At 72.7% G+C, this 16515-nt stretch carries 14 protein-coding genes; 3 read left to right on the plus strand and 11 right to left on the minus strand.

Annotated elements, in window-relative coordinates; translation table 11 throughout:
- Window positions 1–83: 83 nt before the first annotated feature.
- From ACFVHV_RS10700 to bioB, 4 genes are read right to left on the minus strand one after another with little or no spacing between them, the layout of a single operon-like run.
- On the minus strand, window positions 84–530 hold the full coding sequence (locus tag ACFVHV_RS10700) for a hypothetical protein (protein ID WP_359913369.1): 447 nt from the start codon (window positions 528–530) through the stop codon (window positions 84–86).
- 52 nt (window positions 531–582) lie between these two features.
- On the minus strand, window positions 583–1341 hold the full coding sequence (gene bioD / locus ACFVHV_RS10705; RefSeq protein ID WP_380350630.1) for a dethiobiotin synthase: 759 nt from the start codon (window positions 1339–1341) through the stop codon (window positions 583–585).
- The gene (locus ACFVHV_RS10710) at window positions 1338–2642 is read right to left on the minus strand and encodes an adenosylmethionine--8-amino-7-oxononanoate transaminase (RefSeq protein ID WP_380350631.1); all 1305 of its coding nucleotides are present in this window, start codon (window positions 2640–2642) and stop codon (window positions 1338–1340) included. The genes bioD and ACFVHV_RS10710 overlap by 4 nt, the downstream gene beginning before the upstream one ends.
- Before the next feature lie 27 nt (window positions 2643–2669).
- Complete coding sequence (bioB, locus tag ACFVHV_RS10715; RefSeq protein WP_380350633.1) at window positions 2670–3923, minus strand: biotin synthase BioB; 1254 nt, start codon at window positions 3921–3923, stop codon at window positions 2670–2672.
- Between the two features lie 282 nt (window positions 3924–4205).
- On the opposite strand from bioB, the gene ACFVHV_RS10720 reads away from it, so the two are divergent.
- Window positions 4206–5060, plus strand: a complete 855-nt coding sequence (locus ACFVHV_RS10720) for a hypothetical protein (RefSeq protein WP_359913343.1) — start codon at window positions 4206–4208, stop codon at window positions 5058–5060.
- A gap of 188 nt (window positions 5061–5248) precedes the next feature.
- Here ACFVHV_RS10720 and ACFVHV_RS10725 read toward each other — a convergent pair whose 3' ends face one another.
- From ACFVHV_RS10725 to ACFVHV_RS10750, 6 genes are all read right to left on the minus strand, one after another.
- Complete coding sequence (locus ACFVHV_RS10725; RefSeq protein WP_380350683.1) at window positions 5249–7741, minus strand: DEAD/DEAH box helicase; 2493 nt, start codon at window positions 7739–7741, stop codon at window positions 5249–5251.
- A gap of 88 nt (window positions 7742–7829) precedes the next feature.
- Window positions 7830–8492 carry a hypothetical protein gene (locus ACFVHV_RS10730; protein ID WP_380350635.1) on the minus strand — a complete coding sequence of 221 codons (663 nt, stop codon included), beginning with the start codon at window positions 8490–8492 and terminating at the stop codon, window positions 7830–7832.
- Entirely contained in the window at window positions 8485–9240 is a 756-nt protein-coding gene (locus ACFVHV_RS10735; RefSeq protein ID WP_359913335.1) for a hypothetical protein, read from the minus strand. The genes ACFVHV_RS10730 and ACFVHV_RS10735 overlap by 8 nt, the downstream gene beginning before the upstream one ends.
- A gap of 28 nt (window positions 9241–9268) precedes the next feature.
- Complete coding sequence (locus ACFVHV_RS10740; protein ID WP_380350637.1) at window positions 9269–9979, minus strand: hypothetical protein; 711 nt, start codon at window positions 9977–9979, stop codon at window positions 9269–9271.
- Window positions 9980–10020: 41 nt separating this feature from the next.
- Window positions 10021–12252, minus strand: a complete 2232-nt coding sequence (locus tag ACFVHV_RS10745) for a hypothetical protein (RefSeq protein ID WP_359913329.1) — start codon at window positions 12250–12252, stop codon at window positions 10021–10023.
- Window positions 12253–12284: 32 nt separating this feature from the next.
- The gene (locus ACFVHV_RS10750; RefSeq protein WP_359913327.1) at window positions 12285–12737 is read right to left on the minus strand and encodes a hypothetical protein; all 453 of its coding nucleotides are present in this window, start codon (window positions 12735–12737) and stop codon (window positions 12285–12287) included.
- A 176-nt stretch (window positions 12738–12913) separates the two neighbouring features.
- Between ACFVHV_RS10750 and ACFVHV_RS10755 the strand changes: the two genes are divergently transcribed.
- Window positions 12914–14137, plus strand: coding sequence for an 8-amino-7-oxononanoate synthase (locus ACFVHV_RS10755; protein ID WP_380350639.1), 1224 nt, complete (start codon window positions 12914–12916; stop codon window positions 14135–14137).
- 169 nt (window positions 14138–14306) lie between these two features.
- On the opposite strand, the gene ligD is transcribed toward ACFVHV_RS10755, so the two are convergent.
- Window positions 14307–15314 (minus strand): non-homologous end-joining DNA ligase, encoded by a 1008-nt coding sequence (ligD, locus tag ACFVHV_RS10760; protein WP_359913322.1) that lies wholly within the window; start codon window positions 15312–15314, stop codon window positions 14307–14309.
- A gap of 66 nt (window positions 15315–15380) precedes the next feature.
- Between ligD and ACFVHV_RS10765 the strand changes: the two genes are divergently transcribed.
- On the plus strand, window positions 15381–16442 hold the full coding sequence (locus tag ACFVHV_RS10765) for an ATP-dependent DNA ligase (protein WP_380350642.1): 1062 nt from the start codon (window positions 15381–15383) through the stop codon (window positions 16440–16442).
- Window positions 16443–16515 lie beyond the last annotated feature (73 nt).

Genomic DNA, 16515 nt, shown 5'->3' on the forward strand with positions numbered 1-16515 from the left:
CCGGGTGTTTGTGGGGCCCCAACTTCCCTGGCGGGCCTTCCCCAAACCCCACCCCCCCCCCCGACTCGTGAATTCCCGTCCCCTCAGGTGCCGTTGAGGGCGTAGCTGCGGAAGGTGGCCAGCAGCGGCAGCACCTCGGTCTTGCTGGGGTCCTCGGTGACGGCCCGCATCGCGTCGATCACGGTGTGGGCGATGATCTTCGTCACCGAGAGGTCCTCCGCCGGGGCGAGGGTGCCCCAGGCCTTCAGGGTCTGGGTCAGCAGGGCGCTCATCCGGGCGCCGATGTTGGAGCTGACGGCGTCGGAGATCTCGGCGATCTCCTCGTCGCTCATGGTGGCGCGCAGCCCGAAGGCGAGCGCCATCAGGGTGTCCATGGCGTGCTCGCCGTACGCGGCGACCAGTGCCGGCAGCGGCCGTTCACCGGTGCCGCCCGCCGCCAGGGCGAACAGCGCCTCGTCGTCGTCCTTCCACGCCGCCTCCAGGGCGGCCAAGGCCCGCAGGGCCTCGTCTGCGGTGAGCCCGTCTGTCATGGAAAGAACGGTATTGAGCCGTCCCGGCTTCCGACAGGGGCGGAAGCCGGGATCACCCCTTCGAGCGAAGCGGGGCCGATTCGGGCCGGTGGGCGTGCGCGAAGTGCTCGGCGTCCCAGCTGCCGCCCAGCTCAGGGGCCAGCGAGGCGTACGCCAGGGTGGCGAAGTCCTCGACCCCGCCCGCTCGTTCCGGCAGGGCGCCGAGCAGTGGGGTGCCGGCGGAGCGGGGCAGGTCGGCCAGGTTGCAGCGCTCGGCGAGGCCGGGCTCGGCGGGCCAGGAGCCGACGAGCACACCCGCGAGCGGCAGGCCCCGGGCCGCCAGGGCCTCCGCGGTGAGGGAGACGATGTTGAGCGTCCCGAGCCCGGCGGAGGCGATCAGCAGGACCTCGGCCGGAAGCCCGGCGTCGAGCACCGCCCGGGCCTGGTCGGCGAGCGTGCGGCCCTCGTCGTCGTAGCGGACCAGCAGCCCGCCCGCGCCTTCCACCAGGACCAGGTCGTGTGTGGAAGCCAGCTCGGCGACCTCGGACACCACCTCGGTGGGGGAGAGGTACGGCATCCCGGCCCGTCGGGCGGCGGTGTCGGGCGCCAGTGGCTCGGGGTAGCGCACCAGCTCACGGATCGTCAGCTCGCCCGCCAGGCGCCGGACTTCGGCTGCGTCGCCGGGCTCCTCGGCCGTCACGCCGGTCTGCCCGGGCTTGAGCACGGCGACCTTCAGCCCGGCCCGCAGCGCCGCCGAGGCGACGGCGGCCGTGGCAACGGTCTTGCCGACGTCCGTGTTGGTCCCCGTCACGAAGAGGATGCGCGCGCTCATCCCTTCACCGCCGCGGCGGTCACGGCGGCAGCGATCCGTGCCACGTCCTCGTCCTCCGTCACATAGGGGGGCATCGTGTAGATCAGGTCCCGGAAGGGCCGCAGCCAAACGCCTTCGCGCGCTGCCGCCTCGGTGGCCGCCGGGACGTCCACCGGGTGGTCCAACTGCACGACGCCGATGGCCCCTTGGACCCGTACGTCGAGTACGCCGGGGACGTCCGCTGCCGCCGCGAGACCCTCGGTCAGCCCGGTCCCGATCCGCTTGACCTCCGTCGACCAGTCCTGCCCGAGCAGCAGCTCCAGCGAGGCGTTGGCGACCGCGCAGGCCAGCGGGTTGCCCATGAACGTGGGCCCGTGCGCGAGCACCGGCACGTCGCCGCGGCTGATCCCGTCCGCGACCTCGCCGGTGCACAGGGCGGCGGCCAGCGTCAGGTAGCCGCCGGTCAGCGCCTTGCCCAGGCACATCACGTCCGGCGAGACGCCCGCGTGGTCGGCGGCGAACAGGGCGCCGCTGCGCCCGAAGCCGGTGGCGATCTCGTCGAAGACCAGCAACACCCCGTAGCGGTCGCACAGTTCGCGCAGCATCCGCAGGTAGGCGGGGGAGTGGAAGCGCATCCCGCCCGCGCCCTGGACCACCGGTTCGACGATGACGGCGGCCAGCTCGTCGGCATGACGCGCCATCAATTCCTCGAACCGAGCGGCGTATTCGGGGTCGAGCGGAGCGTCGAACCCGGCCGGCGGCTCCGGGGCGAACAGCTGGCCGGGCAGCACCCCGCCCCACAGGTGGTGCATCCCGCCGTCCGGGTCGCACACCGACATCGGGTGGAAGGTGTCCCCGTGGTAGCCGCCGCGCCAGGTGAGCAGCCGGCGCTTGGCCGGCCGCCCGATGGACTGCCAGTACTGGAGGCACATCTTCATCGCGACCTCGACGGCCACCGAGCCCGAGTCGGCGAGGAAGACGTGCCGCAGCGGCTCCGGAGTGATCTCCACCAGCCTGGCGGCCAGCCGGACGGCGGGCTCGTGGGTGAGCCCGCCGAACATCACATGGCTCATCCGCCCCAGCTGCTCGCGCACCGCCTCGTCCAGCACCGGGTGCCGGTAGCCGTGGATCGCCGCCCACCAGGACGACATCCCGTCGACCAGCTCGCGCCGCCCGCCCGCGACCGGCTCGGCCAGGCGCAGCCGCACCCCGGAGGCGGACTCGACCACGTACGGGGTGACGGTCCCGGGCATCGGCCCGTACGGGTGCCACACATGGGCGCGGTCGAGGGCGAGCAGGTCGGCCGCGGACGGCTGGAGCATGGTGCGTTCTCCGGAGGGTCGGAACTGTCAGGCGTTGGGCGCGAGTTCGGTGCCGGCGCCGCGGCGGCGGACCTTGACGAGGTCGCTGCGGAGCTCGTCCTCGGCGCCGGATCCGGCGACGGCCGCCGGGGAGACGGTCTCCGAGGGGACGGTCTCCGGGGCGGAGGCGTCCGAGGTGTGGGCGTGCCCGCCGCAGGGCCCGCAGCCGCCGCCGCTGCCGCAGGCCGAGGCCGCGGTGCCGCAGCCGCCGCCCGCCCGGTCTGCCTCGGCGACGTCCGCGCGGTGGCGCGGCAGGGTGGCCTCGCCGGCGCCCTCGACCTCGAAGCCGGCGTCCTTGATCATGTCGAGGTCGGTCTGCCCGGCCTGGCCCTCGCTGGTCAGGTAGTCGCCGAGGAAGATGGAGTTGGCGATGTGCAGGCCGAGGGGCTGCATCGAGCGCAGGTGCACCTCGCGCCCGCCGGCGATCCGCACCTCGGTGTCCGGGTTGACGAAGCGGACCATCGCCAGGATGCGCAGGCAGCGCTGCGGGGTGAGGTTCCACTCCTTGGCGAGCGGGGTGCCCTCGAACGGGATGAGGAAGTTGACCGGGACGGAGTCCGAGCCCAGGTCGCGCAGGGCGAAGACGACGTCGACCAGGTCCTCGTCGCTCTCGCCCATGCCGGCGATCAGGCCGGAGCAGGCGGACAGGCCCGCGCCGTGGGCCTTCTGCACGGTGTCCACCCGGTCCGCGTAGGTGTGGGTCTTGGTGATGGTCCCGTAGGTGCCCTCGGAGGTGTTGAGGTTGTGGTTGTAGGCGTCGGCGCCCGCCGCCTTGAGCCGCTCCGCCTGGTTGTCGGAGAGCAGGCCGAGGCAGACGCAGATCTCGACCTCCGGGTCGGCGTCCTTGATGGCGGCCATGGTGTCGGTGACCCGGTCGATGTCGCGGTCCGTCGGACCGCGGCCGCTGGCGACCAGGCAGACCCGCTTGGCGCCGCCGGCCACCCCGGCGCGGGCCGCGTCGGCGGCCTGGTCGGGCTTGAGCCAGGTGTACTTGAGGATCTCGGCCTTGGACCCGAGCCGCTGCGAACAGTACGAGCAGTCCTCCGGGCAGAGCCCGCTCTTCAGGTTCACCAGGTAGTTGAGCTTGACCCGGCGGCCGAACCAGCGGCGGCGCACCTTGCCGGCCGCGGCGACCACGTCGAGCAGCTCGTCGTCGGTGGTGGCGAGGACGGCCAGGGCCTCCTCGCGGGTCGGGACTTCGCCGCGCAGGCCCTTGGCGGTGAGGGTATCGAGCAGATCCATGGGGCCGATCCTGCCTGGTGGTGATCGAGCGGCGCCAGAGCAAACCCGCCAGAAGATCGGTGTGAGGATGTGCCGATTGCCACAGTGTCGAAGGTCACGGCTCCGCCGCTGGTCACGCGCTTGACGCGAGGTCGGGCCAGAGGTTACCGGCGGGTAGGGAGCGAGTGGTGAACGGGCGGCGAGGGTGGCGCCGGGCCGGTGGCCGAGGCCTGCGGCGGACGATGATCCACAACCCCCGACCCCGTGATCCACGCCACCCCCGGGGTGCTTAGAATCTGCGCCATGACCACGCAGGGGGAGCGCACCCCGACTCCGGGAGAAGGCCGGGAAGGCCGGGCAGAGCAGCGGATCGGCGGCGACGCCGACACCGATGGGGGGACGGACCGCAGGCGGGGCCGTCGGCTGACGGTCCGTCGAACGGCCGGGTGGATCGTCGTCGTCGGGGTGGTCGCGGCCGGGGGATGGATCATCACCCGCCCGATGCCCGGCGACTACATACCCGGGCTCGGCCCGTCCAGCAAGGACGCGACCGCGACGCCGAAGGTGGTCGGCGCCCCGCCGCCGCGCACCGACCCCGAGGCCCTCAACGTCGACAACCTCTTCCCCGCCCAGCGGCCCGTCGAGGTCGGTGCCTTCAAGGCGCGGCGCAACGGCGTCCGGCAGGGCGAGAACTGCGCCGAAGTGCTCCAGGACCGCGCCCAGGACCCGCTCAAGGACACCGGCTGCCAGAGCTACCTGACCGTCAGCTTCAGCGGCCAGGACCGCCCGGTGCTCAGCAGCGTCACCCTGCTGCGCTTCCCCGACCAGCCCTCCGCCGCCAGGGCCGCCGACGCCCTGCGGGCCAAGCCCGGCGCGGTCGCCTTCATCCTCGCCGACACCACCACCGCCCCCGCCCAGCCGCCCGGCGGCGCCCGGACCGGCGGCGAGCCGCGGATCGAGGCGGTCGGGCACTACGTGACCGTCACCAGCTCGCGCTCGGGCGACGGCCGGCCGGCGGCCACCACCCCCGGCGGCACCGGGGCGCCGGCCACGCCGCTCCCGGGGGCCACCGGCACGGCGCCCAGCAGCGAACAGACCCTGGACGAGGCCACCCGCGCGCTCTCCTACGCGGCGGGCTCGCCGTTCGCCTGGATGTGACGGCGGCGGCCTGACGGCGGCCTGACGGCGGCCCGTGACGGTCCGACGGCGGCCCGATGACGGCGGCCTGACAGCGGCCCGATGACGAATCCCCCCGGAAGCCGCGGCCTCCGGGGGGATTCGTCATCGTCAGGACCGGGCCCGTGACCGGGCCCGTGACCGGACCCGTGACCGGACCGGGATCAGGCTCAGCCGCCGAGCCGGTCCACCGCGGTCACCCGCAGCACCGCCCGGCCCTCCTCGTCCGAGCCGTACAGGTCGACCTCGGCGCTGATGCCCCAGTCGTGGTCGCCCTCCGGGTCGTCGAAGATCTGCCGGACCCGCCAGGAGGAGTCCTCCTCCTCGATGATCAGCATCTTGGGGCCGCGCGCGTCCGGGCCGGTGCCGAGGTCGTCGTACTCCTCCCAGTACCCGTCCATGGCGTCCGCCCAGCGGTCCGCGTCCCAGCCGTACTCGCCGTCCAGCTCGGCGAGCTCCTCGTAGTGCTCCAGCGCGCACAGCTCGACCCGGCGGAACATCTCGTTGCGCACCAGGACGCGGAAGGCGCGGGCGTTGGCGGTGACCGGCGCCGGCTTGTCGTCCAGCCGCACCTCGGCGGACTGCGGCTCGGTCGGGTTGGCCAGCTGCTCCCACTCGTCCAGCAGGCTGGAGTCGACCTGGCGGACCAGCTCGCCGAGCCAGGCGATGACGTCCTTGAGGTCGTCGGTCTTCACGTCCTCGGGGACGGTCTGCTCCAGCGCCTTGAACGCGCCGGCCAGGTAGCGCAGCACGATGCCCTCGGTGCGGGCCAGCTCGTAGAAGCCGACGTAGTCCGAGAAGGTCATCGCCCGCTCGTACAGGTCGCGGACCACCGACTTCGGCTGCAACTGGTGGTCGCCGATCCACGGGTGCGCCCGGCGGTACACCTCGTAGGCGTGGGTGAGCAGCTCCTCCAGCGGCTTCGGGTACGTGATCTCCTGGAGCCGCTCCATCCGCTCCTCGTACTCGATGCCGTCCCGCTTCATCTCGCCGACGGCCTCGCCGCGCGCCTTGTTCTGCTGGGCGGCGAGGATCTGGCGCGGGTCGTCGAGGGTCGCCTCGACGACCGAGATCACGTCCATCGCGTACGAGGGCGAGGTCGGGTCGAGCAGCTCGAAGGCGGCCAGCGCGAAGGTGGACAGCGGCTGGTTGAGCGCGAAGTTCTCCTGGAGGTCCAGGGTGAGGCGGACGATCCGGCCCTCGGAGTCGGGCTCCGGCAGCCGCTCCACCACGCCGCCCTCCAGCAGCGAACGGTAGATGGCGATCGTGGTGCGGATGTGCCGGCGCTGCGCGGCCCGGTCCTCGTGGTTGTCGGTCAGCAGCTTGCGCATCGCCTCGAAGGCGTTGCCCGGGCGGCCGATCACCGACAGCAGCATCGCGTGGCTCACCTTGAACCGGGAGACCAGCGGCTCCGGGTCGGCGCCGATCAGCCTCTCGAAGGTCTCCTCGGTCCAGCCGACGAAGCCCTCCGGCGCCTTCTTGCGGACCACCTTGCGCTTCTTCTTCGGGTCGTCCCCGGCCTTGGCGATCGCCTTGTCGTTCTCGATCACGTGCTCCGGCGCCTGCGCCACCACCTGGCCGACGGTGTCGAAGCCGGCCCGGCCGGCCCGGCCGGCGATCTGGTGGAACTCGCGGGCGCGCAGGATGCGCACGCGCTGCCCGTCGTACTTGGACAGGGCGGTGAACAGCACCGTGCGGATCGGCACATTGACGCCGACGCCGAGCGTGTCGGTGCCGCAGATGACCTTCAACAGGCCCGCCTGGGCGAGGCGTTCGACCAGCCGGCGGTACTTCGGCAGCATGCCCGCGTGGTGCACGCCGATGCCGTGACGCACGAAACGGGACAGGTTGCGGCCGAACTTGGTGGTGAAACGGAAGCCGCCGATCAGATCGGCGATGGCCTCCTTCTCCGCCTTCGAGCACATGTTGATGCTCATCAGCGACTGGGCCCGCTCCACCGCCTCCTTCTGGGTGAAGTGCACGACGTAGACCGGCGCCTGGCCGGTCTGCAGCAGCTCCTCCAGGGTGTCGTGCATCGAGGTGCGGCGGTACTCGTAGAACAGCGGCACCGGGCGGGTCGCGTTGCGCACCACCGTGGTCGGACGGCCCGTGCGGCGGGTCAGGTCCTCCTCGAAGCGGCGGACGTCGCCGAGCGTCGCGGACATCAGCAGGAACTGCGCCTGCGGCAGCTCCAGCAGCGGGATCTGCCACGCCCAGCCGCGGTCCGGCTCGGCGTAGAAGTGGAACTCGTCCATGACCACCTGGCCGATGTCCGCCCGGCTGCCGTCGCGCAGCGCGATCTGGGCCAGCACCTCGGCGGTGCAGCAGATGATCGGCGCGGTCGGGTTCACGCTCGCGTCGCCGGTCATCATGCCGACCTGCTCGGTGCCGAACATCTTCACCAGGTCGAAGAACTTCTCCGACACCAGCGCCTTGATCGGGGCGGTGTAGAACGTCCGCTGCCCGTCCGCCAGCGCCGCGAAGTGCGCCCCCGCCGCCACCAGGCTCTTGCCCGACCCGGTCGGCGTCGCCAGGATCACGTTGTTCCCCGACACCAGCTCGATCAACGCCTCCTCCTGCGCCGGGTACAGGGTGATCCCCCGATCCTCCGCCCAGGCTGCGAACGTCTCGTACAGCGCGTCGGGGGTGGCGGGCTTCGGCATCAGATCAAGGAGGGTCACCCGGCTATCTTGCCTGCTCGCCGCCACCCCCGGCAAAGCCCGGGGCCGCGACGGGCCGGTCGGGAGGCCGTCAGAACGGCGCGGCGGGCGCCCGCGCGGCCAGCTGCGGGTCGTTCGTGCAGCCCTGGGCGCGGACCAGCTCCCTCGCCGTGCGCAGGGCGGCGGCGATACGGATCCGGTGGACCTCGGTGACGGGGGTGTCCGAGGACCAGCGGTCGCCGGTGATCGTGACCAGGCGGTACGGCCGGCCGGAGGGCTGCCCGTCCGTGTCCAGGTAGTCGCAGCGGACCAGCAACTGCACCGTGCCCTCGTGGAACAACCAGCCCTGGGCTCCCGGGCCGAAGTCCAGCGGCGCGGGGCGGATCGGCTCCCAGCCGGTCGACTCGGCCTTGGTCTTGGCCTGCCGGAACTTCTCGTCACGATTCTCGGTGGAGATCTTCGCGACCGCGTGGTTCAGCGGATTGTCGTCCTCCCACGTGACGTCGCAGGCGGCGTCGTGGGAGTACTCCCGGTCCGTGAGCGCCTTCCGGTCCTGCCATGCGACGGCCTTGTGTCCCTTGCCCACCAGGGCGGCCAGGTCGTCATGGGTGAACGCGTTCCAGCAGGCGCTCTGCGGCACGTCCACCCCCTGCCAGGGCTTGACGTACCAGAGCCCGCCGCCGACCCCGGCCACGAGCACCGCAGCGCCGAGCGCGATCGGCAGGACACGACGCCGGCGCGGGCGCTCAGCCACCGGCCTTCCCCTTCGACAGCTCCGGCACGGCGGGGGCGGCGGCGGGCAGCTGCACCTGGTTGGTGCACCGGTACTCGGCGGCGGCGACCCGGGCGACCTTCAGCGCGGCATCGGCGTACGCCTGGCGGGCCCCGGCCGGCGAGGCGCCGTCCACCGGGTCGCCCCCGGCCTCCACGCGGACGTACGGCGGGGCCTTCAGGTCGGGGCGGTCCCCGGGCGGCACCTGGAAGTCGCAGCGCACGTAGAGCCGGACGAAGTGATCCGAATCGTCGCTGGCCAGCCCCACCGCGCCGGGGCCGAAGTCCAGGTCGGCGACGGCGTGGTGCTCCCCGGTGTCCCGGGCGCGGTCGGCGTCCACCCCGTCCCAGGCGGGGTAGACCCGGACGTCGAGGAGGAAGCCGCCGGAACCGTCGTCCCCGTTCCAGACGACCCGGCAGTCGGTACTGCGGACCCGGGGCTCGTCCGGCACGGCCGGCGTCTGGAGCCGGGCCCGCGGCACGGCCTCGTACACCTTCCCGAACCGCCCGGCCAGCGGCTTCAGGTCATCGCGTGACAGCGCCGACCAGCAGGCGCTCTGCGCGATCTCCAACGACCGCCACGGCTGCCAGGCCCACAGCCCGCCCCCCACGGCGGCGGCCACCGCGAGGCCCCCGGCCAGCCACGGCAGCACCCGGGGCCGCCGCCACCACGGCGGTGGCGGCGGCGGGTCGTCGGGCGAGCGCGGGATGATGTGTGCGACGTCGACCATGGTTCAGGCAGCTCCTGTTGTCCGGGTGCTAGGAAGCGACGCGGGGGGCGGTAGCGGTCAGCGTCATGGTGTTCCGGCACTCGTACGCGGTCGCGGCGGCTCTGCCGATCTTGAGGGCGATGTCCGCATACGCCTGATGGGCCTTGCCGAGGGAGGCGCCGTGGACGATGTCCCCGGAGACCAGCACGCCGAAGTACTTCGGCGGGGGCTGGTCGCTGTCGTCCCTCGGGGCGTCGAAGTCGCACGGCACGTAGAGCCGGACCGACGCGTTCCCGGGGACGATGCTGCTGGCCGTGACCCACCCGGTCGTGCCGGGGCCGAAGTCGAGCGGGGTGACCGATCCGCCGCCGGCGTCGTTCTTCCGGTCGGCGTCGATCCGGTCGCGTGCCGGTCGCACCTCCGCGTCGAGCAGGATGGTCGCGTCCGGCCACATGACGCGGCAACGGGAGTCACGGCTCCCCGAGGCGGGCTTCGCCGGGGTTGCGATCTCGCGGGACGGCCGGGGCTCGGTGGCCTTCCCGTCCGGGCCCGTCAGCGGCTTGAGGTCGTTCGCATCCAGTACCCCCCAGCACGCGCTCTGTGGCAGCTCCACCGACTGCCACGGCTGCCAGGCCCACAGCCCGCCCCCCACGGCGGCGGCCACCGCGAGGGCGACGACGGCGTGCCAGGGACGGACCCGTGATCGGCGCGGGGACGGGTCTTCCGGGGACGGCGGGATGATGTGGGCGACGTCAACCATTTCTCAGCGCTCTCGGTCGTGGCAGGTGGTGGGACGCGGGGTCAGCCCTTGTGGGTGGCATCGTGGTACAAGCCCCGGCCGCTGGTGTAGCCGGTGTCCTCCTCCTGGGCGGCCCGGCGGGCCACGTCGTTGATGTAGTTCGGGTCGGCGCCCGCGTTGCGGCCGGCATCGTGGATGGCGTTGATGATCGCCTGATGCGACTTGCGCTCGGCTGCCGCCCTCGCGGTAGCGGCCTCGTCGCTGGCGTCGTTGTGGGTGTCCACCTTGTAGCCGTTGGCGACGTTGTCCATGATCTGGTTGACCGCGGTGTCGATGCCCTCGCCGATCAGGGGCGCTCGTCCCTTGATCGCGTCGCCGGCGAACGACCAGACCTGACCGGCGATCTCCCGCTTGGTGTCGATGGCGGCGTTGAACTCGGCGTCGCTGGCGGTGTGCTTCTCATAGATGGCGTCGATCATGGCGCTGGTGATCAGACCATTGACCTTCCCGGCCGGGTTGGCGACGTTCTCGACCGCCATGCCGAGATCCTTGTGCAACTCGGGGTGGGCCAGGACGTCCTGGAGCTGGGCTGTGGTGTACGCCTGCTGCGCGGCCGCGATCGACGCGTAGGCGTCCGGATCCTGGCCGAGCGCGCCGAGCAGGCGCGCGACCTCGGGCTGGCCGAGGAGGTTCGAGTCGGCGCCCGCTCCCTCCAGCGCGTTCTGGACGTCGCCGATGTAGTTGGCGGTCATGTTCCCGAGGCTGCCGTTGAGGTTCGCGAACAGGCCGCCCTTGAGTAGGTCCGGGCCGTCCTTGGTGCCGAACGTCTTCACCACGTCATTCATGATGTCGTTCATCGCGGCGGTGTGCGGGGGGAACCTGCCGTCGGCGTCGTCGTACGCCTTGCCCGTCGTGGCCGCCTCCAGGGCGTGGCCGAGCGCGGTGACGTCGAACGGGTCGGCGGTGCCCGGGTTGGGACGGGGCGGGTACTGCTGGTCGATCAGGATCGACCGGGGACCGGTGTCGGTGAGCATCTTGAGGTAGGTGTTCTCGCCGCCGGTGCTCTTGACCGTGCCGTCCGGGTTGAACGTGGTCGGTGCGTCGTGGAAGAACTTGGTGGCGGCCTCGGGGCTGTGGCCGAGTCCGTCCAGGATCGCGGACATCGGGTTGATGCCCCTGATGTTGCCGTCCTTGTCGGGCACGCCGATGAACTTGAGCTCGGTGTACGGGTACGTGGCCTTGGTGGCCGCGTCCCAGCGCATCGGGTTCTCCTGGGTGAGCTGGGTGATGTGCTGGGCGACCGGGACGAGGAAGTGGTCGTCGTACTTCCCGTTCCGCAGCAGGTTGGCCATGATCTGGTAGCCGTACGGGCTGTGCGCCGGGTTTGCGCCGGCGGGGACGGGGATCTGCGTGGCGCCGGCCGCGCGGAACCGCTTCTCCCACTCGTCCGAGACGTGCAGCGGCTGCTTGGTGTCGGTCGCGGTGGCCAGGGTGAGGCCGAGGTCCTGCTGGATGCCCTTGATCGCCGCGCTGCGGGCCGTGCTGTTGGCGTAGTCCCCGCTCTGCGCCATGGCGCCGTACTTGGCCATGAAGGTCGCCGGGTCCTGGTTGCCGTAGAAGGACGTGGCGAACCGCGGGTCGCTCTTGTGGTGGTCCAGGATGTCCTGGAGGTGCTTGAGTTGGGCGTCGCTGGCCTGGTCGCCGAGGCCGAGGATGTAGGTGGCCGCCTTGGCCTCCTCCTCCGGGATGCCGCCGACGGGGTTGGCGTTGAACGCGGTGCCGTCGCTGCCGGTGTCGTCGCCCAGGGCCCGGGAGGCGTCCTGGTCGGCTTCGGTGGCGCGGTCTATGGCGTCGCCGATGGCCTTGGCGGCGGTCTCGGCCTTGGCCTTCCAGCTCCTGGCGTACTCGGCGTCCTTCTTGTCCTCCTGGGTCGTGGGCGGCGGCCAGTGCACCGCGCCCTCGCCGTCGACGGTGAGGCCCTCGTGGGTCGCGTTCTGGACCGCGGTGGTGAGGTCGTTCTTCGCCGCCGTGATCTCGGTGTGGGCGTCGCGGAGCGTCTTGGCCAGGGCCGAGGCCTCCTCGAAGGCCGCGTGGATCTGGTCGCGGGCCCAGGTGAGCTTGGCGTTGGCGAGGCCGGCGGCGTCGCCGTGCCAGCCGGACTGCTGGATGGTGCCGATGACCTCGTTCTGCATCCGCTGGGTGAGGTCCCACTTGCGGACGAGGCTCTCGAAGTCACCGGCCGCGGAGGCGAGGCCGCCGAGGTCGACCTGCTGGAGCTGACTGAACGTCACCATGATCGTGCTGTATCCCCCCGTTCGCGCCGGCGCTAGCGTCCGGCGCCCTGCGCCTGGTTGAAGTGGGCCTGGATGTCCGTGTCGGTCCTGGTGTAACTCTGGGCCGTGGTCTGCAGGTTGGTGCCGATGTCGCCGACGGTGGTCTGCAGCCCGCCGGACTGGCTGGTCCAGGTGCCCCAGGTGGCGGTGAGCGCGCCGCCGAGGTTCCAGCCCTTGAGGGACCCGGCGGCGGCGTTGACGTGCTCGCCGGGCTGGTCGCACTCGGTCTTGACGGCGTCCCGCAGGGCGAAGGCGTTCTGCGCGGCCTGCTGGAGCACGCCGGGGTTCACGGCGACGGTCTTGCCGCCGGCCGCCGGGCTCAGCGAGACCGGTGCGGCGTTGGCGCCGGCCAGGTCCGGGAACTGCTTCTTCGCCTCTTCGGTGAGATTGCCCTTGTCGTCGAAGAGCCATGGATTCATTCGACGCTCGAATTCGAGGTCGGTCATTGTTTTCCCCCCGGATAAATGATCGGCAAGGATCGTACTATTTTTGCGGCCATGATTTCGGTGAATTGAATATTGATACCTGGTTAACAGATGGTGAATCACGACTGGATTGACCGGTTCATACTGTGCCGATCCGCACATTGCCCGACACGCGGCGGCATGCCAGAGTGCCGGGCATGAACCATCCGCTCGCGGCCGAGCCGCGCTCCGCCGTCCCCGCCCCTGCCTCCGCCCCGGCCGCCGCTCCCGCGCACGTCTTCGACTGGCTCGACCAGACGGCCGCGATGCGGGCCGAGGCCGGGCTGACGCGGACGCTGCGCAGCCGGGCCGCGGACGACCCGGTGCTGGACCTCGCGGGCAACGACTACCTGGGCCTGACCAGGCATCCCGTCGTCACGCGGGCGGCCGCGGACGCGGCACTGCGCTGGGGCGGCGGCTCGACGGGGTCGCGGCTGGTGACCGGGACGACCGCGCTGCACACCGAACTGGAGCAGGAGCTGGCCGAGTTCTGCGGAACGGAGGCCGCGCTGGTGTTCTCCTCCGGGTACACGGCCAACCTCGCGGCGCTGACCGCGCTCACCGACCCGGACACCCTGATCGTCTCCGACGCCTACAACCACGCCTCGCTGATCGACGGCTGCCGGCTCTCCCGCGCCGACGTCCACCGGGCCCCGCACAGCGACCCGGCGGCCGTCGCCGAGGCGCTCGCCGGGCGGGCCCGGCCGCGGGCGCTGGTGGTCACCGACTCGGTGTTCTCGGTGGACGGCGACGCGGCCCCGCTGCCCGCGCTGTCGGAGGCCGCCCGCGCGCACGGCGCCGCCCTGCTGGTCGACGACGCGCACGGGCTGGGCGTGCTCGGCCCCGGCGGCACCGGGGCGCTCGCGGCGGCCGGGCTCGCCGGGCAGCCGGACACCGTGGCCACCGCCACCCTCTCCAAGTCGCTCGGCTCGCAGGGCGGTGTCGTCCTCGGCCCGCGCCGGGTGATCCGCCACCTCACCGAGACCGCCCGCACCTTCATCTTCGACACCGGTCTCGCCCCGGCCGCCGCCGGCGCCGCCCTCGCCGCCCTGCGGCTGCTGCGCGCCGAGCCGGCCCGCGCCGAGCGCGCCCGCGAGGTGGCCCGCACCCTGGCCCGGCAGCTCACCGCCGCCGGACTGCACAGCTGCGAGCCCGAGGCGGCCGTGGTGTCCGTCCGCGCCCCGGGCCCCGAGGCCGCCGTGGCCTGGGCCGCCGACTGCCGCCGCGCGGGCCTCGCCGTCGGCTGCTTCCGCCCGCCGTCCGTCCCGGACGGCATCTCCCGGCTGCGGCTGACCGCCCGGGGCGACCTGACCGACGGGCAGATCGCCGAGGCCGTCCGCATCATCGCCGAACTGGCCCCGGCGGGCGCGCGGGGCGAATGAGCGGACGGCGGAGCGACGAGCCGCTCGGTGCGACCGGGCCCGCGGGGCAGGACGGCGGGATGACCGATCCGCGCCGGGACGAGCACGTGGCACGGCCTCGGGTACGACGCGGCCGCCGACCGGGTCCGGGCGCTGTGGTCGCCGCCGGTGGACTGACCGGGCCGGCCGGCTACTTCTTCCTCGCCCGGCTCGGCTGGACCCGGGTGGGCTCGCCGGCCGCCTTGGGGTGGTCCGGCGGGTACGGGAGTTCGCCGAGGCCCTCGTCGCGCAGCTGCTTCTCGTACAGCTCCAGCAGGGGCTCCAGGCGGAACGCCAGGCCGTCCATCTCCGCGTTCAGGTCGCCGAGTTCGGCGAAGCGGGCGGGGAGGGTGCGCAGGTCGAAGTCCTCGGGGGCGGCGTCGTCCAGTTCCTCCCAGCGCAGAGGGGCGGAGGCGGTGGCGCGCGGGCGGGCGCGCAGCGAGTAGGCGGAGGCGATGGTGCGGTCGCGGGCCATCTGGTTGTAGTCGACGAAGATCCGCTCGCCGCGTTCCTCCTTCCACCAGGCGGTGGTGACCTTTCCGGGCATCCGCTGCTCCAGCACCCGGCCGAGGGCGATCACCGCGTGCCGCCCGTCGGTGAACGTCCACTCGGGCGCCAGCGGCACGTAGACGTGCAGTCCGCGCCCGCCGGAGGACTTGGGCCAGCCGCGCAGCCCGTACTCCTCCAGCAGGGCGCGCAGTTCGTGGGCGGCGCGGACGGCGTCGTGGAAGTCGGTGCCGGGCTGCGGGTCGAGGTCGATCCGCAGCTCGTCGACGTGGCCGGTGTCGGAGCGCCGCACCGGCCAGGGGTGGAAGGTGAGGCAGCCCAGGTTGGCGGCCCACAGCACGGCGGCCGGCTCGGTGGGGCAGATCTCGTCGGCGGAGCGGCCGGAGGGGAATTCGATCCGGGCGGTGGGCAGCCATTCCGGCAGGCCCTTGGGGGCGCGCTTCTGGTAGAAGAACTCGCCGTCCACGCCGTCCGGGAAGCGCTGCAGGGTGGTCGGCCGGTCGCGGAGCCCGCGCAGCACCCCGTCGGCGACGGCCAGGTAGTACTGCGCGACGTCCAGCTTGGTGAAGCCGCGCTCGGGGTAGTACACCTTGTCCGGGTTCGACAGCCGGACGGTGCGCCCGGCGACTTCCAGTTCCACGGCTGAGCCCATGCCCCACACGCTAAGCGCCGGGCGCCCGGCGCGCGCTCCGGGGCGATGCGGGCGAGGATCGGACGCATGGACCTGCCCGTGATGCCGCCGGTGGCGCCGATGCTCGCCAAGTCGGTGGCCAGGATCCCGCCCGGGATGCAGTACGAGGCGAAGTGGGACGGCTTCCGCTCCGTCGTGTTCCGCGACGGGGACGAGGTGGAGCTCGGCAGTCGCACCGGAAAGCCGCTGACCAGGTACTTCCCCGAGCTGGTCGAGGCGTTCAAGCGGGAGTTGCCGCCGCGCTGCGTGCTGGACGGCGAGGTGGTGATCGCCCGGGACGGCCGGCTGCGCTTCGAGGAGCTGCTGGAGCGCATCCACCCGGCCGCGAGCCGGGTCAGGCTGCTCGCCGAGCGGACCCCGGCCTCCTTCGTCGCCTTCGACCTGCTCGCCCTCGGGGAGGAGAGTCTGCTGGACGAGCCGCTGTCGGTGCGCCGCCAGGCCCTGGAGGCCGCGCTCGCCGACGCCGCCGACCCGGTGTTCACCGCCCCCGCCGCCACCGACCTCGACCTCGCCCGGACCTGGTTCGCCGAGTACGAGGGCGCCGGGCTGGACGGGGTGGTCGCCAAGCCGCTGGACCAGCCGTACCGGCCGGGGGAGCGGACCATGTACAAGATCAAGCACGAGCGCACCGCCGACTGCGTGGTGGCCGGCTACCGCGAGCACAAGAGCGGCCCGGTGGTCGGTTCGCTGCTGCTCGGCATCTTCGACGGGGACGGCAGGCTCCAGCACGTCGGGGTCTGCGCCGCCTTCCCGATGGCCCGTCGGCGCGAACTCGTCGAGGAACTGGCCCCGTTGCGGATGGACGACCTCTCGCAGCACCCCTGGGGCGGCTGGGCGGACGAGGCCGCGCACGCCGAGGGCCGGCTGCCCGGCGCGGTCAGCCGCTGGACCGGCGGCAAGGACCTCTCCTGGATCGCGCTGCGCCCCGAGCGGGTGGTCGAGGTCGCGTACGACCACATGGAGGGCACCCGCTTCCGGCACACCGCGCAGTTCCGCCGCTGGCGGCCGGACCGTACGCCGGAGAGCTGCACCTACGCGCAGTTGGAGGAGCCGGTCTCGTACGACCTCGGCAAGGTGCTGGGGAGCTGACGACGCGCCGGACAGCGCGGCGGCGCGGGGGGGGGGGGGCCCCGGGGGCGCGGGGGGGGCGCCCCCCGGCGGC

The organism is Kitasatospora sp. NPDC127116 (genome assembly GCF_042677365.1).
GTDB classification, from domain to species: domain Bacteria; phylum Actinomycetota; class Actinomycetes; order Streptomycetales; family Streptomycetaceae; genus Kitasatospora; species Kitasatospora lactacystinica.